The sequence below is a fragment of the Flavobacterium hydrophilum genome, assembly GCF_003202405.1.
Classification (GTDB): domain Bacteria; phylum Bacteroidota; class Bacteroidia; order Flavobacteriales; family Flavobacteriaceae; genus Flavobacterium; species Flavobacterium hydrophilum.
In genome coordinates this window covers 459,118-478,922 of the sequence record NZ_QJHL01000001.1, presented here as the reverse complement: position 1 = coordinate 478,922, position 19,805 = coordinate 459,118, and the positions used below count along the sequence as shown (strand labels likewise).

The following is a 19,805-nucleotide window of genomic DNA, read 5'->3' as shown; positions in this document are numbered from 1 at the left end:
ATTCAGGTAAATATTTAGGGTTGAAGAATAAAATCTTCTCTTTCAGGTTTTTTGAAGTTGTTTTCGGCTATTACCTTAAGTGCATTTCCTATTACTTGTTTTAATTTGGAAAAATCACCGGGTTTTCGAATATAGTATAAAGCACCTTTATCATACATTGTATTTACAATTTCCATATCCAGCGAAGTTGAAAAAATAACTACAGGAAGCCTTTTTAGTTCTTTAATCGCTTTTATTTCTGTCAGGCATTCATATCCGTTTTTACGTGGCATGTTTAAATCCAGGAAAAGGACATCCGGTAAATTATTAGAAACATTAACATCCAGAAATCCCATAAGTTCAACACCATCATTAACAGTTACAAGTGTTACAGGAAGTGAGAGTTCATCGAGTGCTTCTTTAAAAAAAATGCAATCATCCTCATCATCATCAGCCAGTAGAAGATTGTAAATCTGTTTATTCATTTGTTGCAGGATAAGTTTAATTAATTTCAATTTGGTTTAAACATTTTTTGCCCTGTCAAATCGACTATTTATAAGTCGATTTTTATTCTTTTAATAAACCCCGAATCAAAAAATGTTTGTACGTGCTAATATAAAACTAATTTTACTATCAGTAGTCAATACTATACTTATAATTTAACACTTACTGATAAAACTTATAATCTTTTAGTTCACTACTTTGTAAATTGTCAATAAAGCAATTTTGGGCAATCTGATTTGAAAGTACTATTTTTTTTAGGCGATTTTGTCGTTCTTAACAAATGATAATTGCCGGCTCAACAGCTGTTGGTATTTTTGTTTAAATCAAAATCAAAAAAAATGGATCACAATTTCAACAATAGAAGAGTATTGCTTACCGGCATATCAGGCTTTCTTGGTTCTCACACTGCCATTCAATTATTAAACAAAGGTTATAAAGTTACAGGTACGGTGAGGAATCTGAGCAGGGCAAATGATTTAAAAGCTATTATTGAAAAACATACCCCGCATATTCAAAATCTGACTATTGCAGAAGCAGATTTAAATGACGAAAGCAAATGGCCGGAATTAACCCAAAATATAGATTTTATACAGCACATTGCGTCTCCGTTTCCACGCATTCTGCCAAAACATGAATCCGATTTAATTATCCCTGCCCGAAATGGTGTACTTAATATCCTGAAAAGTGCCTCAGTAAATAATGTAAAACGGGTTGTAATTACCTCATCAATAGCAGCAGTAGTGTATGGTAAAAACAAAAAGGACCTGGATCTTACCTTTACGGAAAAGGACTGGACAGACGAATCAAACAAAAAAGATTCAACTCCCTATTTCAGAAGTAAAACCATTGCTGAAAAAGCTGCCTGGGAGTATCTTAAAAAAAATCCCTCAGGGTTAGAACTGGTTACTGTTTTACCTGGCGCTATACTGGGACCTGTACTCGAAGATGATTTTGGCACTTCAGCAAATATTGTCATCAAAACCATCGATGGCAGTATGCCCGCAATTCCTAAAATTGGTGTAGAAATTATTGACGTACGTTCTGTAGCCGATTTATTAATTAAAGCTATGGAATTACCTCAGGCCAATAATCAACGCTATCTGGCTTCTTCGGGATATTTGTCTTTCAAAAATATTTCCGGGATTTTAAAAAAAGAATATCCGAACCGCAAGGTTCCGTCTAAAGAATTACCTGATTTTTTTGTTAAATTGCTGTCCAATTTCGAAACATCATTAAAACCAATCTTAATTGATTTAGGAATAGAAAGGAAAATAGACCGGTTTAAAGCTGTAAATGAACTTAACTGGCAGCCTTTATCAATGGAAGAAGCTATTTTATCCTGTGCCGAAAGCGTAATAGCATTAAAAATTGTAAAATAAGTATATGGAAAAATTAAAATCTGTTTTAGGTTTTGGAGGCATTCTTACCACAACAGCCATTGAAGAAATTTCGCTTTTGTTTGAGAAAAATTATTTTAAGGCCAATGAAATTATACAGGATTCTAATAAAATTTCAAACAGAGTTGGTTTTGTTGAGAATGGAATCGTAAGAGTTTATACAACCGATCCCGACGATGTAGAAGTAACGAAATATTTTGTACGCGAAAATCAGTTTTTTGTAGATCTGGAAAGTTATTATACCAACACCGTAAACAAAGATGCGTTTCAGGCGGTTGTCAATACACAAGCTTTTTCAATATCAAAAAAGACACTAGACGAATTGAGTGAACGAATTCCAAATTTTTATATCTTTTTGAAAAGCATAACAGAAGCACATCTTTTAAATAAAATCAAAGACAACGATTTTTTAAATTATGGTAATGCCAAAACCAAATATTTAGAATTTATCAGCCGGTATCCTGCCCTTGCCCAAAATGTACCGCAACAATATATTGCTTCTTATTTAAAGATTACCCCTCAATCACTCAGCAGGCTGAGAAATCAGATTGTTAAAAGCAGATAAAATCCATACAGGCTTTTACTGAATGTTATACTTTGTTTTCGGGAAGTGGATATGGAGCACTTTTTTCTACAATCTCTGAGATTTTTTCATCCAGTTGGTTACAGGATGTAGAAAGATGCTCTAATAATTCGGCACTTTCAGGATTATTAAACTCTATTTCCCTGATAAGATTTAATATGCCCATTATATTCGTAAGCGGAGCCCTGATTAGGTGCGAATGACTAAATGCTATTTCCTGCAGTTTCGAATTTTGACTTTCTATTGCCTGAATATAATCCAGGGTTTCTGTTATATCATTTGCAAGAACAAGTACATATTTTACTTTGTCAATATAGATTATATTACTTATAAGTTCAACATATATTATGGTACCATCTTTTTTTTTGTGCCGATAAATTCCGTTTGAAAAAAGCATTTTATGTTTTCTTACAAGACCAACAGCTTTTTCAAGTTTTTCTATATCTTCCCGCGGTCTTATGTCTCTTATAGTCATTTTCTTAAATTCATCCTTGGTGTAGCCATATTTGCGGACAGCTGCAGTATTGACACGCCAGAATTTTAAAAATTCTAGATCATAAATCCACATAGGAACAGGATTCATCTCAAACAAATTATTGTATTTACGCTGTAAACTTTTTAATTTTATATGATTTTTATTTATTTCATTGATATAAGTAATACTTTTAAGGATCAAAAATGAAGTTAACTCAGTTTTTGGCAAATAATCAAATACAATACTGCTTTTATTGGTGTTCTTTAAATCAATAATTTCTGAAATTGAGGGAATATCAGAAATAATTATTACTCCTGCATCGCTAATATTTTTTTCAATTGAATCCAATATTTCAATGTCCTCTATATGATTTATATTTATTAAAATAATATCATATTTAAAAGATAAAATCATATCGAAACCTATTTTAAAATCATAAGTTGCAGTTATTTTAGGTGCTATAATCCTATCATGGAGTAATTCTTTTATATTATTGACATCCTGAACATTACCCATTAGAAGAATGCGACATGTAATAGATTTCTTTTGCATACCATCATGATTTTACAGGATTTATATAAATTTCGAAAAATGAGAGATCAATAGTTTACATAATTAATTTTATATATTATAAAATTCCATTTTATGTATATTTTAAACTTTTTAAACCATTTTCAGTCTTTTAAGAAATAAGCTACACAATAGTTATAAACTTTAAACTCACACTTTAAAATTTAATCATTAACATTTGAAGAGTTTTAAGAAATCCATTTTTATACTATACAAGAATTGTAGAATATTAAATTTCCAAACTTTAAGTTCCTACTTAATTAACAGATTTATAAATTAAGCAGAATTTTCAAATAAAACCCAAACAAGCCTTCTGACTTGCAATAAATTAAAATGATTCAATAATTTTAGTATGTTTGTTGCGAAATATTCAATTTATTAAAGCAAAAAGCATTGTTAAATCCGGACATAAATCATGATGAAGTTTTAGTCAGCCGTTTACGCAACGGTGATGAGTCCGCATTAACAGACTTGTATAATAAATTCTGGCAGGCCCTTTTTATATCTGCTTTCAATATTATAAAAGACAAAGAGTTATGTGAAGATATTATTCAGGATATTTTCATGAACATCTGGCACAACCGCGAAAAACTCGAAATCAGAATTTCTCTAAAAGGATATATGTATGCCTGTGCCAGATACCAGGTTTTTAATCATCTTAAAAAAAATAAAGACAGAATCCAGGTCGAACTTTTTGATGACTTAGAAAAACGTTTTCAGCACACTACCCCTGAAACCGAAATGATGCATCAGGAATTGGTACTTCAGATAAATTCGATAGTAGCAACACTTCCTGAAAAATGTCAATTGGTTTATAAATTAAGCCGTGAAGAACAATTAAGCCACAAAGAAATAGCCGAACGTTTAAATATCTCTGTAAAGACGGTCGAAAATCACATTACAAAAGCACTGCACAGCATAAAATCTTCAATGGGCAGCAGTATTAGTATGGCAATGGTGATATGGATTTCTAAAAATATCTTTTAAAAATAAACTAAAAAATGTGCTGTTAATTGATTGATGTTGTGTGATTTTCTTGTTTAGTTTAAAAAAAATACAAAAAAAAACAGATTCTGACTAGGGGGTACACACCATTTTGTGTACTTACTGGTAATACTCCCCGATTAATATATAAAAGAAAATGAAAAAAGAGGAATTTTTGGTGTTACTAAACAAACATCTTTCCGGTGAAACCAATATAGAGGAGAATAAATTATTGCTGAATTATTTTGAAAGTTTTCAAAACAATACGGAATGGCATGAAACGCTTGGGCCAAAAGATGAACTTGAAAATAAAATGCGTAACCGGATTCAAAATGCCTTAGCATCAGAAGAGGTAAAAGTTATGCCAATTAATAAGTCATTCTATTCAAAAGGAGTTTTCAAATTTGCCGTTGCAGCTTCAGTTGTACTTTTTGTTACAATTTCTTTACTCTTTAAAACCACTATTTTTCATAGCCCCAACAACCAGGTTGTCATTAGCAAAAAGATTGAAATTGGCAGCGACAAAGCAACCCTGACTTTAGAAGACGGCTCTGTAATTGCTTTAGAAAAAGGGAAAGAATATGCAACCGGGAATGTTTCCAGCAATGGAGAAAAATTGGTTTATAATTCTAAAAATCAAAATGCAATCGCTAATAACTTTTTGACCATTCCAAGAGGAGGCCAGTTTTTTGTTCAACTGGCAGACAGTACGAAAGTGTGGTTAAACTCAGAATCTCAATTAAAATATCCTGTTGCTTTTGTTGATGGCCAAACCAGACAAGTAGAACTTTTGTACGGAGAAGCCTACTTTGAAGTATCACCAAGTACCAAGCACAAAGGTTCTAAGTTTAAAGTAAAAACAATGATGCAGAATGTTGAAGTTATTGGCACCGAGTTCAACATCAAAGCGTATAAAGATGAAACCACAGTTTACACGACTTTAGTGCATGGAAAAGTAGCCGTAAGCAATTCTAACAAAAAAGAAATATTAGCACCAAGCGAACAATCCAGACTTAATAATTACAGTGATGAAATAAAAATTTCGGAAGTAGATGTTTACAATGAAATTTCCTGGAGAAAAGGATTGTTTGTTTTTAAAGGAATGCCTTTGAAAGATATTGCCAGAGTATTATCAAGATGGTATGATGTTGATATCGTTTTTGCTGATCCGGCTTTAGGAAATGTGAAATTCAACGGCGTATTAAACAAAAACCAAAAGATTGAAGATATATTAACAACGATCAGAAATATAAATTTTATTAATGCCTATGAAATAAAAAACCACAAGATCATAATAAAATAAAAAAAGAAAAGGACTGAAGTTTAGACCTCTCACCGTACTGCACTTCATCCCTTTCTGTGTATCAACCGATTAATCAATTTTAACAACCGACCAACCAATTAACATGTAAATTTATGAATTTTAAATTAACCGATGTCATTTTCTATTTCAGAAAACGACTAATTATTAACATTATGAGAACTTTCATCTTCTTGTTTTGTACTACAATTTTTGGTTTTTCACCCTTAAATCTATTTTCACAAAACGCAAAAATTGTTATTAAAGCTGATAAAACGGTAACTGTTGACGAAGTTTTTGATCTTATCAAACAACAAACCAATTACACCTTTATTTATCAGGAAGATTTATTTAAAAAATTACCAAAAGTACATTTAAAGAAAGGCAAAATCAGGGTAAATGATTTACTCGAAGCCAGTTTTCCTAAAAAAGATTTTAATTTCAGTTTTGCCAACGGAAATACTATTGTTGTAAAAGAAACTCCTGTTGAAAAAGTAGTCGTATTTCAACAATCAAAATCTATAGAAATAAGAGGAACAGTTACCAATAACAAAAAAGAGCCTCTTCCCGGCGTTAACATAAAAGTTAAAGGAACCAATGAAACAGCTCAGACTGATTTTGATGGAAAATACACAATCACTGCCCCAAACGATGGTATTTTATTGTTTACTTATATTGGACATACGGCTGAGATTATTGCCGTAAATAACAGAAAATTAATTAATGTTGCATTAAAAGAAGAAACCAAACAATTAGAAGGTGTTGTTATCAATACAGGGGTTACTGTTCGTAAAAAAGAACTAATTACCGGAGCCGTTACCACTTTTAAAGGTGAGGAATTAAGACAGGTATCAACTCAAAATGCGGTGCAGGCTTTAAAATCATTAGATCCTTCTTTTATAGTACTAAATAACAATATCTCTGGTTCAAACCCAAATATCCTGCCTACAATTGAGGTGCGTGGTCAGACAAGTTTAACTGCCAACCAGGTAGACAGCCAGTTTAGAGATGACCCTAATCAGCCGTTATTTATTTTAGACGGATTTCCAACTACTTTGCAGCAGGTTGTCGATTTAGATATTAACAGAATTGCAAGCATTACTTTATTAAAAGATGCGGCTTCAACTGCTTTGTATGGTTCCCGTTCTGCTAATGGTGTTGTAGTTATTGAAACGAATAAACCTTTACCGGGAAAATTACAGTTTTCTTATGTGTATAATTCATCTTATGAATTAGCAGATTTAAGTGTTTATAACTTAATGAATGCCGAACAAAAACTGGAATTCGAAAGGCTTTCCGGCGCCTATACAAGTAGTGCATTTCCAGCATATGAATACTCTGTAAAGCAAGTTTATGATAAGCGTTTGGCGGCAGTTCGCAGTGGTGTAAATACCTATTGGTTAAACGAACCCATCCAGATGGGAATAACGTCAGGACATAGTTTGTCTTTTGGAGGTGGATCAGATGAATTCAGGTTCAATATTGCCGGAAATTATAAAAGCCTGACCGGTACAATGAAAGGTTCTGAGCATAATACCTGGGGATATAATGCAACACTGACGTACAGAAAGAATAAACTAAGTATTAATAACAATTTCTTTGTTTCCGGAGGTGATAATCAGGAATCACAATACGGTTCTTTTGAAACCTGGGCAAAAGCTAGTCCTTATTATCCTAAATATAACGAAAATGGAGAAATAACACGTTATCTGGATGGCTCCTCATTACCATTAGAAGATAAAAATGTTGTTGTTAATCATCCTGCTAATCCACTTTATAATGTTTTTCTGCCGAGTTATAACAAAAAAAATGAGTTCAATTTTACCAATAACTTTGGAGTAAATTATGATGTGAATGCACATCTTAAAACAACCGGAGCATTATCCGTTTCAAGAAATACCAGTGTTGCTACTGTATTTGTATCACCAGATGATACCAGATTTATCAGTAACATTGCTACCGAAAAAGGAACTTATACTAATAAAGAAACATTAGTAAATAAATGGAATGCAAATTTGGGTGCTACTTATTCTAATGTTTTCAGTGATGTACATTCTTTTAATTATACTATTAGAGCTTCTGCTCAGGAAACAACAAACAACGCTTATAACACTGCTTTAAGAGGTTTTCCTCTTGGAGTTCCCGGTAATCCGACCTTTGCTTTCGGATATGAACCAAATGGAAAACCAGGAACTTATACAGGATTAATTAGAAGTGTTGATTTGACGAATCAAATTAACTACGCTTATAATAGAAAATATTTATTTGATTTTACACAGACTATTTCCGGAGCAACAAATTTTGGAACAAATAAAAAATATTCTCCGTATTGGGGAGCAGGTATTGGCTGGAATGTAAACAACGAATTCAAAATGAATGAAGATATTGTGAACATATTAAAATTGCGTGCTAATATTGGTCAGACCGGAAACCAGAATTTAGTGGGGTACGCTTCTTACGATGTATATTCTTATGATATTAATACAAATGTTTTTGGACCAGGATTAGCAATTTCTCAGGTTGCAAATCCTAATTTAGAACCTCAAAGAACAAAGGATTTATCTGTTGGCTTAGATTTGGGAATGTTTAGAAACAGATTAACTGCTACTTTAGGCGCATACAAACGAAAAACTTCGCCACAAATTGTAGCAATCGATCTTGCAGCTTCTACAGGAGTTAACTCATACCCTTTAAATGTTGGTTATTTGACAACTGAAGGTATAGAGTTTAAATTAAATTACAACTTTATTTATGATCTTAAGGATAATTTTATTTGGGGAATAGGCTTGATGGGAGCTTCCGGTGATAATAAACTGGGGGGGTTCAATAACGCCTTATCATCATTAAATACAGCAGCTCAAAAAACAACAAGTCTTACAAGATATTATGACGGAGCCAGCAGTAATGATCTTTGGGCTGTTCCTTCTTTAGGCATCGATCCTGCAACCGGTAGAGAAATTTTTCGCAAAAAAGACGGTCAGTCTACTTTTACTTTAGATAAAAAAGATGAAGTAGTAATGGGTAATTCCAGAGAAACGGCAACGGGTGTCGTTTCTACAAACCTGACTTACAAAGGCTTTAGTTTTGGATTATTTGTACGTTACAGTTTTGGAGCTGAGAGATTTAACACTGCTTTATATAACAAAGTTGAAAATATCTCAAAGGACAATATTTTTGATAATCAGGATGCGAGAGCCTTTACAGATCGATGGACAACACCTGGACAAGTAGCACAATTTAAAGCAATTGGCTTAACAAATGCGACACCAATATCATCCCGTTTTATTCAAAAAGATGATTACATCTCAGGAGAGTCAATTCGTTTGGGATACAGAGTAACCGATAGAGCCTGGTTGAAAAGAGCAGGATTAGTTGGATTAGGATTTAATGCTTTGGCAAACGAATTCTTCCGTGTAGCCACTATAAAAGCAGAACGCGGTATCGAGTATCCTTTTTCAAGAATCTATTCACTTAGTTTAAACGTATCATTTTAATCATTATGAAAAAGTATTTATATAAAATTACATCTGTTTTTCTTTTATCAATTACAGCCATTAGCTGCAGTGATTTTTTGGATGTAGTGCCGCAAGATCAAATTTTAGAAGATCAGGTTTATACTTCTGAGGCAGGAGTACAAAATGCACATAACGGACTTTATCTTAAGTTAGCGGGTAATAATCTCTATGGAAAGCAGCTTACTATGGATGCTGTTGATATCTTGGGACAGCAATATAATATGGCTAGTTATGCTTCAAAGTATAATATAGCAACTTATGCTTATGCTGAAGCAACACCAAAATCGGTATTTTTAAATATCTGGGAAACTGCATTTACAGCTATCTTATCTGCTAATAAATTTTTAGAAAGTATAGAAGAGCATCCAGAAGTTGTTTCTGTTGAAAAAGCAAATCTTTTAAAAGGAGAGGCTATTGCCATTCGTGCCATGCTGCATTTTGATATGCTTCGTCTCTATGGACCAATATATAAAATAGCGCCAGCTGATCCCGGAATACCTTATTACGATAAATTTGTAACAACCAGCAATCCTATTCTTCCGGCTAAAGATGTGATTACAAAAGTACTTGCAGATCTTGATATAGCATTAACACTTTTAGACAAAGATCCTATCCTGACAACAGGAAAATATGTTGCGACGTCAGATTTTGATGCAAATCCGTATTATTCATTAAACAGAGGACAAAGAATGAATTATCTGGCAGTAAAATGCTTAAAAGCGCGTGTTCTTCTGTATTCAGGTGATAAGCCAGGTGCATCGATTGTGGCAAACGAAGTTATTGCGTTTGTAAAATCAAGCGGTTTCTTTCCATGGACGACATTTTTAGCAGCAACAGACGCAGCAAATCCGGACCGGATTTTTTCTTCAGAAAACTTCTTTGCGCTAAGCGATTATACTTTATACACAAAACAAAAGGATTTATTTGATTCTAGTTTGGCAGCTGATAAAATATACTCTCCAATTTTAACTCGTATAAATGCTGTTTTCGAATCTAACGATAATGATTACAGAAGCTTGCCAAGCTGGAAAATTCCGATAATTGGAGGAAAAACCCAAAAAACATTTTATAAATATGAAGATGTTACAGATAAGACAAAAAATTTTCGCCTACAGATTCCGATGTTTAAACTTTCAGAAATGTATCTAATAGCTGCCGAAAGTGCAACAGTTTCTGCTGATGGTATCGCCTTTTTGAATACGCTTCGTTTTAACAGAGGTCTGGGTAATTTAGCCACGACAGCTGTCTTAGCAACAGAAGTTACTAAAGAATACAAAAAAGAATTTATTGGAGAGGGTCAGTTGTTTTTCTATTACAAACGAATCAATTCGACAACAATTCCTAATGGTTCAGCTTCATCCGGAAACCTAACAATGACAGCGCTTCAATATGTAGTGCCAATGCCGGACTCTGAAATTAATTTTCAAAATTAAAAATGATTAAATTATGAATAAGATATTGATTTTAAGTATCCTCTTCTTGTCCCTTTTAGGATTTACATCTTGTGAGAAAGAAGAAATAGCAACTTATGAAGCTACTGATAACATTTATTTTTCTAATGCGATGTTCGCTCCTAATAAAATAAGTGCCCCATTAATTGACAGTACAGGCTTTAGTTTTGGTTTAGACAATCCCGCCATAACCGAGAGAATTTTCAAAATTCCGATAAGAGTACAAGGGAAATTAAGTAACGTTGACAGAAAAGTAAAACTTACAATAGATCCCACAAGTACAGCTGTTGCAGGAACTCATTTTTCTATACCAGATGTTTTTATTCATGCAGGACAAGAAGTAGATACTATAGAAGTAACTGTTTTTAGAGCTCCCGACATGAAAAACAATTCTTTTACCCTGGTTTTAAATTTGGAAGAAAATGAATTTTTTACAACAAATATGAAATCAAAAGTGGTTAATGCACTGACCAATAAAACCATGAGTTTCATTCGTTATAAATTATCATTTGATGATAAACTGACACAGCCTGCCGGATGGTATGCACCATATTTAGGCGTATTTACAGCCAAAAAATTCTTTTTAATGTGTGATCTTATGCAATTAAATCCGGCAATGTTCTCTCAAAAACTGGGCGCAGCAGGTTTAACAATCCCGGAAGTAGTGTATTACCAGACTTTTATGAAACGCTATCTGGCCGATCAAAAAAAATCAGGAAATACCATTTATGAGGATGATGGTACCGAAATGACTATTCCTTAAAATCATTCATTTTAATATTAAAATATTTAAGAAAATGTTTAAAAAGATAAAAATACAATTCGCCATAATAGTACTGATTACTTTGGCTTATAGCTGTGTCAGTGATGAGGGAAATTACAATTATACTGATATAAACACTATAAATGTAACGGGATTAGAGGAAAACTATACCGTCTATACAGGAGAGCATCTTAAGTTAACGCCTCATTTAAACCCTACCAAAGACGATGGTTCAAACCCTGACAGATATTCGTTTGAATGGTTTGCAGTAACTACCGTTGCTAAAAATAAAATTGCTACAACAAAAGATTTTGATGATCTTATAAAATTACCTCCTGCAAAATATTCGGTTTATTATTTTGTCAAAGATTTAGTTACGGGAGTTACCTGGCAGGCAAAGCCTTTTACACTTAACGTAATTACTTCAATCTATGAAGGCTGGTTGATTATTGGAGAGGCTGATGGAAAACCAAGGTTGGATATGGTATCCATTATTCCTGGCGTTGCTACACCCCGTGTGATAAATGATGTTTTGGATGCTTCCGGTTCAGCATTAAAACTGGGCGGAAAAGCAGTAGATGTTGAATGCTTTGGCACAGCACTTTCTACTTCAACAGCCTACGGGATTTATATAACCTCTACTGAAACCGGTACCGCCAGAATCGATCCGGATTCTTTTGGATGGGTTCAATCTCAAAATATGGCTTACGAAACCATTGGTGGCTCTTTTGAAACCAATTTTGGTGTCGATTTTATGAAATCTGCAAGTCCGGGTGAAAATATTATTTATAGTAAAGGAAATATTTACAGTTATTACAGAGCTGGTCAGGTTAAATATGGTTTGCCGCAAAATATCCTTGATACAGAAACAAAGACTTTTTTCGCTGCACCTTTTATAGCAGAGAATCAGGGTGTAAATGGAACGCCTGTCTTTTTTGATAAAGATTTACGCCGTTTTGTGCGTTACAATCTTTACAAAGGAAATTGTTCTGCGATGCCTCCGGTTACGGGATCTGAAACTGTTTTAGACTGGAATAACACCAACTGCGATTTAGTATTTATGACGACTTCAGCTTATAACTCACTTGAAAATTTTGCAGTTCTAAAAAACATTTCTACAGGAAAGTATTATTTGTTGCGATTCAATAAAGCACTGACACAGACCTATTACAAAGAAATCCTGAACGCACCGGATATTGACAAAGCAACAAAATTCGCCGTAAGCCCGGATGCAGGATATTTATTCTATTCTGTTGGAGGAAAATTATACGAGTATGACAACGGAATACAATCGGCTAAATTAATGATTGACAGAGGTAGTGAAGAAATTACTTATTTAGATTTTAATGCAAGATCAAAAACTTTCGCCAAAAAGTTAATTGTTGGAAGTTATAATGGTACTCTAGGTAAATTAGAATTGTATACTGTTCCACCTGTAAATGGAGATTTAGTTTTGGACAATACTTATAGCGGTTTATGCAAAATTGTTGATGTAACATATCGTGCGAGATAATTAAAAATCCTTAGAAAATTTAAAAACCCGAATGAAAATTCAACATTCATTCTGCTTATAAAAAATCACATTTTATGAAACTCATTTTTAAAACTGCAAGTGCATTTTTGCTGCTTGCCTGGTCTTCTATTGCCTTAAATGCACAGACAACATCGACTGATGAAAGCTGGGAATCGGTTAAAAAACAAGCTATCGCTGAACATAAACTGATTTTTGTAGACTTGTATTTTACCGGCTGTGCTCCTTGTGCCCAAATGGACAAGGAAGTATTTCCTAATCCAAAAGTAGCTTCGCTTTTAGAAACAAATTTCATCACTTTTAAGTCAGATATCCTGAAAGAAGAAATCGGTAAAAAACTAAGTATGAAATATGGTGTGACCGGTTTTCCAACTTTTATATTCATGAATGCTGATGGAAGGGTAATTGATATTGCGGGCGGATTTCAAAACGCAGATCAATTTACAGTTTTACTTGAAAATGCTAAAGATTTGGCTAAAAAAGGAATCTTAAAAAAATACAGTCCAACAATTAACGAAAAAGAGTATCCGGATTTTTATGTGCAGGCTTATATGGCAGGCAAAAGAAATGTCCCTTTTGATGTTATCGATACTTATTTAAAATCTAAGGATACGACTGAAGAAGTTTCTTTTGTGATTATTACCGGATTAAGAGTAGGCAAACAATACGATGATCCATTTCTTTTTGGAAGCAAAAAATTAGCTCAGGATTATGGAAGATCAAGTGTTACGGGTCACGTATTTACAATTTTACAGCGCAGGAAAAAAGAGTTTGAAAAAACAAATGATTTAAAAGGATTCAAAGAACTACTTGCAGGAGCAAAAGAATTATATACGCCTGAAGAATGGACAAAATATGAAGGCATTTTACTGAAAGATTTTGGTGTCGAGAAAGTTGTGACAAAGAATCCATACACTTTACAAAAATAACCCAAATGAAAAAGTTTTTATTGTTTACAATATTGCTTTCCGGTGTTGCGATTTATGGTCAGATCAGCATTCAAAAATCGCTTGAAACTTTCGAAAAAGCTTTTCAGAATAAAGATTACAACAGCATGAAAGAACTGTTCGCATCAGACTTTACAGTGAGTACGGGAGATTCATCTTCAAATGAGTTTTACCTGAACGGAATTTTCAATGCTCTTCCGGTACTTGACTCTTTGCAGATTGGAAAGTCGGTTGCAGCTAAAAATGAAACCCGTATTGCGGTACATTTTTTCTTTAAAGGGAAAGACAAAAAAGCTTCTGATATAGTTTTTAATTCAGCAAATAAAATATTATATGTCACCTATTTTGACAAATTGTATAATGTTGACCGAAATGCTGAAGTAAAGAAAGTAGCCAGTATTCCGTTTGAAATTATCGAAAACGGAATCGCCATCAAAATAAAACTCAACAAATCGGATCGTGAATTTCTAATGCTGTTCGACACCGGTGCAGACGGAATGGCGCTGAATCCTGACAGTGCATACAAAGCAGGTGTAGTGGTTACGAAAACCAAATCCGCAAGTGTGGTGGGCGGCAGCCAGCAGGTACAATATTCGGCAAATAATACCATTTATTTGGGCAATCAGGTTTTGAAGAATCAGGGCTTGGTTATTTTTCCAAAAAGCGGTATTTACGATGGATTATTTGGTGCTAACCTGCTTCACAATTTTATCACTTCGGTCAACTTTGATAGGAAGACAATTGATTTGTACAATTTTGGTGATTTTAAATATTCAGGCAAAGCAAAGCCTTTTGTTTTTGACTATAAATCGGGGCTTCCGGTGGTAAAAATGAACTTGACTTTTGAAGATAAAAAAACAGTCGAAGGCAGTTTCACTTTTGATACCGGAGCCGGATACGATCTAATTGCTTACGGACCTTTCAATCATAAAAACAAACTGGAAGAAAGCCTGAAAACCGAATATACCTCAACAAATCACAGCTTAGGAAAGCAAACAAAAATTGTTAGCGGTGCAATTCCGAATGTGGCTATCAACGGTAATAATTTCAGCAATGTAACCATAGCACTTCAGGAATATGAGGAAGAAAATAAAAACTGGGCTTCCGCCGATGGATCACTCGGAATCGATTTAATAAAACGGTTCAATTTTACGATCGATCTGCTTCATAAAACGGTTTATTTAGATCCTAATAAAAGTTTTAAAAAGCTTTCTTCCTTTTATTTAGCAGGACTGGATTTAGATTTTGATGAAAACCAAAATCTTATTGTAAAGAAAATCATAGACTATCAGAACGAAGATTTAAAAAAAGTAAAAATGGGTGCGAAAGTCACACAAATCAATGATTTCGAAGCTAAAGATTTACTGAAGCCGGAAAATCTAAAAAAAATAAAAGAATCCAAAGAAACGAAAGATATCATCATCGAACAGGGCGATCAGTCCATGCAGATTTCAATTTAAATTATCAACAAAAAACAAATAACTATCATGAAAAAACACATTTTTTATTTCATCCTGAGCCTCATTACCGTTCAGATTGGATTTGCGTCCGGCATTTCAGAATATGCCATAATTAAAGGAAAACTTTCAATCCCTGAATCAAAGGCGAAAGAAGTTACGCTTTATAATGCAGAAGAAGGAAAACCGGCTGTTGCTGCAACAGCAAAAATAAATTCTCTGGGCGAATTTGGTTTTATGCTGCCAATCACAACTTCGGGATTTTATTATGTTGATTACGGACAACAAAAAGGCAGAGGTCAGTTAATTCGTTTGTATTTAGAACCCAAATTAGATATCGAACTTACCATTGTTAAAGACAGCTATACTTTGGCAGGAAAAAATATCGGACAAAATGTATTAGTTCAGAAAGCAAACGAAATCTACAACGAATTTGCCCCTTTTGCCAAACTTGGAGGAGACCAGACGTACCTTGATTTTTATCCCTGGCTTGATAAAGGTGTGGCCAAAGCCAATGAATTTTCAAAATCCATCAAAACCAAAGATGCTGCTTTCAATAAATTATTAAAATTAGCCGTAGCAACCGATGTTGAGGAACTGACCTATACTTTTTTCAGATTGCCAAGGACAGTACATCCTGAAAAAGATGTTCGTCCGGAAATTATTAAAACCTGGGAAACAGATAAAAAATTTACAGACCCTGATTTGTTAAAATTGTCTAACGGCGTTTCATTAATGTCTAATTATTTTTTCTATGTAAGTGTAAATAGTTCAACAGCTCCAAAGCGTTTAGATTTAGCAGAAGCCATCACACATATTACAGATCCGGCTTTAAAAGATGTTTTTCTTCGCGATGCCGTTGCCGGTTCCCGAATGAAAATTGAAGAGTATGAAAAAGTGGCTCCGGCCATAAAACCTTTTATGATTTCAGATGCGAGCAAAGCTTTTTTACTGGATTACGAAAAAGTCCTTCATAAAAATGTTGGTCAAAAAGGATTAGAATTTACTTATAAAGATATTAATGACAAACCTGTTTCTTTTTCTGATTTTAAAGGTAAATTTGTCTACATCGATTTATGGGCAACCTGGTGCGGACCATGTAAAGCTGAAATTCCGCATATGAAGAAAATCGAAGAAGATTATCACGGAAAAAATATCGTATTTATCAGTCTGTCATTGGATAAGCCAAAAGACGCCCAAAAATGGAAAGACTTTGTTACAAAAGAGCAATTAAAAGGCATTCAGCTAATGGCTGATAAAGATTTTGGTTCTGATGTGGCTAAAAATTATGATGTAAATGCCATTCCGAGATTTTTATTATTCGATACCAAAGGAAACATTATCAATGCTGATGCGCTTCGTCCGTCTAATCCTGAATTAAGGGTACAATTGGATAAATTATTGAAAGGATAAAACAAAACTTTTATGTTATACAAAAAAATATCAATTTTATTATTTGTCTTCGGATGTTTATCATCCTTACAGGCTCAAAATTTCAAATCAACAGCCCCAATTGCGGTCAACCAAAAAATAAAGAAAGGTATTTTGCCAAACGGCATGACCTATTATATTTATCCAACAGATGTCAATAAAAATACAGCGAGTTATTACATCATTCAGAATGTAGGTTCGATTTTAGAAAACGACCAGCAAAAAGGTCTTGCACACTTTCTGGAACACATGGCGTTTAACGGAACCAAACATTTTGAAGGAAAAGGTATTCTGAATACACTTCAAAAACAAGGAGCCGTGTTCGGAAAAAATATCAATGCGTATACGAGTACAGATGAAACGGTTTATAATCTGGATAATATCCCGTCAAAAGATGGTGCGGTGGTGGATACTTGTTTGTTAGTTTTACACGACTGGTCTAATTTTTTGTCTCTGACTGATGCAGAAATCGATGCCGAGCGAGGTGTAATTACCGAAGAATGGCGCACAAGACAAAACGCCAGAGCCCGAATTTACAATCAGCTGGCCCCTTATTATTATAACAATTCGCTGTATGCAGACCGAATGCCGATTGGGGATATGGATATTGTCAAAAACTTCAAATATCAGGTTTTAAAAGATTTCTATAAAGACTGGTACCGCCCGGACTTGCAGGCAATCGCCATTGTTGGAGACATAGATACTGCCGAAATTGAAGCAAAAATCAAAAAGCTTTTTGCAGATATTCCGACGCATCAAAATCCTAAAAAACGTTTTGAAATTGCGATTCCGAATAATGAAACCCCAACTTTTAAACTGGCTTTAGACAAGGAAATTTCTGCAGCAAGCATCAGTTTTATGATTCGTCATGCAGCTGAAAAACCAACCGGAACTTTTGCAGATTTAGAAAAAAACACACAGCGCCAAATGGCTTTTTCAATCATAAACAATCGTTTGGCAGAAATGGCGCAAAAGCAGGAGTGTCCTTTTAAAAGTGCACAAATTACTTATCAGGGATATTCCCGTTTAAATGATACCTGGTATCTTGGAATTTCGCCAAAACCGGATAAACAGACCGAAGCCTTTACAATGGTCATAACCGAATGGGTTCGCGCTTACAAATTTGGTTTCTCAAAAGGTGAAATTGAAAGAGCGGTTACAGAAACGATTTCAGGCTATGAAAATTATTTGGAAAAACTAAACGAAATTTCGCATCAACAAGTAATCGGAATGGTAAAAGATGATTATTTAAACCACGAGGTAATTGCTGATCCGAATGCCGAATTTGAAATGACAAAAAACATTTTAAAAAATATTGACACCCAGATTCTTCAGGAGCAGATAAGCAAATTGTACACAAAACAAAACCGCGTTATTACCGTAACAGGTGTTGAAGGTGAAGCAAACCTGACTCAGGAAAAAGCTTTTGATATTATTCAGAAAGCAGAAAATGACGCTTCACTACAGCCTTATGTGGACAGCTTCGAAGGCAAAACATTATTAGGAAACCTGCAGGTTGTGCCCGGAAAAATTGTTTCGGAGAAAAAAGAGACAGCAATTGATGCCACCACTTTTGTATTGAGTAATGGCGTAAAAGTGCATTATAAATTCGCCGATAAAAATAAAAAAGAAGTTGAACTTAAAGCAGAAAGCTTCGGCGGAATCTCTTTGTACGAACCTCTGGATATCCCTTCCGCTTCCCAATCTGCAAATCTGGCAATGATGTCGGGTGTTGGGGAGCTTTCGAATATCGATCTTGAAAAAGTTTTAAAAGGAAAAATTGCAAATTCTGCTATTGGTATCAGTTCGTTGAAAGAATCGGTTTCAGGTTCTGCCAATCTAAAAGATATCGAAACGATGATGCAGCTGGTGCATTTGCGCTTTGTTCAGCCAAGATTTGATGCCGAAATGTTTGCGCTTTTAAAACAAAGAATGCAAAACTCTTTAAAAAACAGGGCAAATGATATTAATGCTAAAATGCAGGACAGTTTATCGGATATCGTTTATGGCAAAAATAATCCGAGAATTCGTCCGGTAGATCAAAAATATATCGATGATTTGTCTTTTGATAAAATGAAATCTTTCTATCTGGACCGTTTTGCAGATATATCCAATTTTGAATTTTATGTTGTTGGAGATCTAACACCAGAGATCCTGAAGCCCTTACTCGAAAAATATATAGCGAGTATAAATGGAATCAAGCGTAAAGAAAAATTTAAAACGAATGTCCCAAAATGGACTTCGAACAAAATTGACCGTGATGTTTTTATTAAAATGGAAACCCCAAAAAGTTCGGTCCGTATTGTCTTTCAAAAAGATTATGCTTACACCCAGAAAAACAGAATTTTAGCTTCTTTTTTAAGCGATGTGCTGACTTTGCGTTATACAGAAAGCCTTCGTGAAAAAGAAGGCGGAACCTACGGAGCAAGTGTAAGGGCAAATCTGGATAAACTGCCGGTTTCAAAAGCAGGTGTTCAGGTTACTTTTGACTGTGATGCTGACAAGGTAGAGCATTTACTGCCAATTGTTTATCAGGAGATTGATAAAATTAAAAAAGGTGAAATCGCTGCTGAAGATATCGAAAAGACCAGAACCAATTATCTAAAATCAAGAGAAGACAGCAAAAACTTCAACAGTTACAGCATGAACCTGATTTATAATTATTTTGAAAATGGTTATGATATGAATGATCCCAAAAATTATGTCAATATTGTAAAAAGCATTTCTTCCAAAGACATACAGGAATTTGCAAACTCACTTTTAAGCAAAGCCGATTCTATGGAGGTTGTTTTCAAGCCACTAAAATAACCTGAAGCTGTATCCTCACATTCTAATTATCTCCCTATTGATTATTATTTTGAATTAGTAAGCATTGTAATTTTTATAGCGGACAGAGGGTTGTTTTTTTTAATATTCAA

14 protein-coding genes are annotated in these 19,805 nt (G+C 34.1%); 12 read left to right on the top strand and 2 right to left on the bottom strand.

Annotated features, from left to right (window positions below; all coding sequences use genetic code 11):
• Window positions 1-14: 14 nt before the first annotated feature.
• Window positions 15-464 (bottom strand): response regulator, encoded by a 450-nt coding sequence (locus DMB68_RS02125; protein WP_110346319.1) that lies wholly within the window; start codon window positions 462-464, stop codon window positions 15-17.
• Between the two features lie 357 nt (window positions 465-821).
• Between DMB68_RS02125 and DMB68_RS02120 the strand changes: the two genes are divergently transcribed.
• Both DMB68_RS02120 and DMB68_RS02115 read left to right on the top strand, forming a co-directional pair.
• Window positions 822-1,862 carry an SDR family oxidoreductase gene (locus tag DMB68_RS02120; RefSeq protein WP_110346318.1) on the top strand — a complete coding sequence of 347 codons (1,041 nt, stop codon included), beginning with the start codon at window positions 822-824 and terminating at the stop codon, window positions 1,860-1,862.
• Between the two features lie 4 nt (window positions 1,863-1,866).
• Window positions 1,867-2,445: a Crp/Fnr family transcriptional regulator gene (locus DMB68_RS02115; protein ID WP_110345021.1), complete on the top strand. Its 579-nt coding sequence runs from the start codon at window positions 1,867-1,869 to the stop codon at window positions 2,443-2,445.
• Between the two features lie 25 nt (window positions 2,446-2,470).
• On the opposite strand, the gene DMB68_RS02110 is transcribed toward DMB68_RS02115, so the two are convergent.
• Window positions 2,471-3,490: a PAS domain-containing protein gene (locus tag DMB68_RS02110; RefSeq protein ID WP_110345020.1), complete on the bottom strand. Its 1,020-nt coding sequence runs from the start codon at window positions 3,488-3,490 to the stop codon at window positions 2,471-2,473.
• A 411-nt stretch (window positions 3,491-3,901) separates the two neighbouring features.
• Between DMB68_RS02110 and DMB68_RS02105 the strand changes: the two genes are divergently transcribed.
• From DMB68_RS02105 to DMB68_RS02060, 10 genes are all read left to right on the top strand, one after another.
• Window positions 3,902-4,495: an RNA polymerase sigma factor gene (locus DMB68_RS02105; RefSeq protein ID WP_165830076.1), complete on the top strand. Its 594-nt coding sequence runs from the start codon at window positions 3,902-3,904 to the stop codon at window positions 4,493-4,495.
• Window positions 4,496-4,649: 154 nt separating this feature from the next.
• Window positions 4,650-5,795, top strand: coding sequence for a FecR family protein (locus DMB68_RS02100; protein WP_110345018.1), 1,146 nt, complete (start codon window positions 4,650-4,652; stop codon window positions 5,793-5,795).
• Between the two features lie 113 nt (window positions 5,796-5,908).
• Window positions 5,909-9,286 (top strand): SusC/RagA family TonB-linked outer membrane protein, encoded by a 3,378-nt coding sequence (locus DMB68_RS02095; protein WP_110345017.1) that lies wholly within the window; start codon window positions 5,909-5,911, stop codon window positions 9,284-9,286.
• Between the two features lie 5 nt (window positions 9,287-9,291).
• Window positions 9,292-10,740, top strand: a complete 1,449-nt coding sequence (locus tag DMB68_RS02090) for a RagB/SusD family nutrient uptake outer membrane protein (RefSeq protein WP_110345016.1) — start codon at window positions 9,292-9,294, stop codon at window positions 10,738-10,740.
• Between the two features lie 13 nt (window positions 10,741-10,753).
• On the top strand, window positions 10,754-11,521 hold the full coding sequence (locus tag DMB68_RS02085) for a DUF4843 domain-containing protein (protein WP_110345015.1): 768 nt from the start codon (window positions 10,754-10,756) through the stop codon (window positions 11,519-11,521).
• Window positions 11,522-11,555: 34 nt separating this feature from the next.
• The gene (locus DMB68_RS02080; protein ID WP_110345014.1) at window positions 11,556-13,034 is read left to right on the top strand and encodes a PKD-like family lipoprotein; all 1,479 of its coding nucleotides are present in this window, start codon (window positions 11,556-11,558) and stop codon (window positions 13,032-13,034) included.
• Window positions 13,035-13,108: 74 nt separating this feature from the next.
• Window positions 13,109-13,981, top strand: coding sequence for a thioredoxin family protein (locus DMB68_RS02075; protein WP_110345013.1), 873 nt, complete (start codon window positions 13,109-13,111; stop codon window positions 13,979-13,981).
• 5 nt (window positions 13,982-13,986) lie between these two features.
• Complete coding sequence (locus tag DMB68_RS02070; RefSeq protein WP_110345012.1) at window positions 13,987-15,459, top strand: retropepsin-like aspartic protease; 1,473 nt, start codon at window positions 13,987-13,989, stop codon at window positions 15,457-15,459.
• Between the two features lie 27 nt (window positions 15,460-15,486).
• Window positions 15,487-16,869, top strand: coding sequence for a TlpA family protein disulfide reductase (locus tag DMB68_RS23590; RefSeq protein ID WP_231131559.1), 1,383 nt, complete (start codon window positions 15,487-15,489; stop codon window positions 16,867-16,869).
• 12 nt (window positions 16,870-16,881) lie between these two features.
• Window positions 16,882-19,695, top strand: coding sequence for a M16 family metallopeptidase (locus tag DMB68_RS02060; protein ID WP_110345011.1), 2,814 nt, complete (start codon window positions 16,882-16,884; stop codon window positions 19,693-19,695).
• The last annotated feature ends 110 nt before the right edge of the window (window positions 19,696-19,805 follow it).

Bases quoted from the DNA above. Each gene is read 5' to 3' on its own strand.
- DMB68_RS02125 (WP_110346319.1), bottom strand. From the start codon at position 464: ATGAATAAACAGATTTACAATCTTCTACTGGCTGATGATGATGAGGAT.
- DMB68_RS02120 (WP_110346318.1), top strand. From the start codon at position 822: ATGGATCACAATTTCAACAATAGAAGAGTATTGCTTACCGGCATATCA.
- DMB68_RS02070 (WP_110345012.1), top strand. From the start codon at position 13,987: ATGAAAAAGTTTTTATTGTTTACAATATTGCTTTCCGGTGTTGCGATT.
- DMB68_RS02075 (WP_110345013.1), top strand. From the start codon at position 13,109: ATGAAACTCATTTTTAAAACTGCAAGTGCATTTTTGCTGCTTGCCTGG.
- DMB68_RS02060 (WP_110345011.1), top strand. From the start codon at position 16,882: ATGTTATACAAAAAAATATCAATTTTATTATTTGTCTTCGGATGTTTA.
- DMB68_RS23590 (WP_231131559.1), top strand. From the start codon at position 15,487: ATGAAAAAACACATTTTTTATTTCATCCTGAGCCTCATTACCGTTCAG.
- DMB68_RS02085 (WP_110345015.1), top strand. From the start codon at position 10,754: ATGAATAAGATATTGATTTTAAGTATCCTCTTCTTGTCCCTTTTAGGA.
- DMB68_RS02100 (WP_110345018.1), top strand. From the start codon at position 4,650: ATGAAAAAAGAGGAATTTTTGGTGTTACTAAACAAACATCTTTCCGGT.
- DMB68_RS02080 (WP_110345014.1), top strand. From the start codon at position 11,556: ATGTTTAAAAAGATAAAAATACAATTCGCCATAATAGTACTGATTACT.
- DMB68_RS02095 (WP_110345017.1), top strand. From the start codon at position 5,909: ATGAATTTTAAATTAACCGATGTCATTTTCTATTTCAGAAAACGACTA.
- DMB68_RS02115 (WP_110345021.1), top strand. From the start codon at position 1,867: ATGGAAAAATTAAAATCTGTTTTAGGTTTTGGAGGCATTCTTACCACA.
- DMB68_RS02090 (WP_110345016.1), top strand. From the start codon at position 9,292: ATGAAAAAGTATTTATATAAAATTACATCTGTTTTTCTTTTATCAATT.
- DMB68_RS02110 (WP_110345020.1), bottom strand. From the start codon at position 3,490: ATGCAAAAGAAATCTATTACATGTCGCATTCTTCTAATGGGTAATGTT.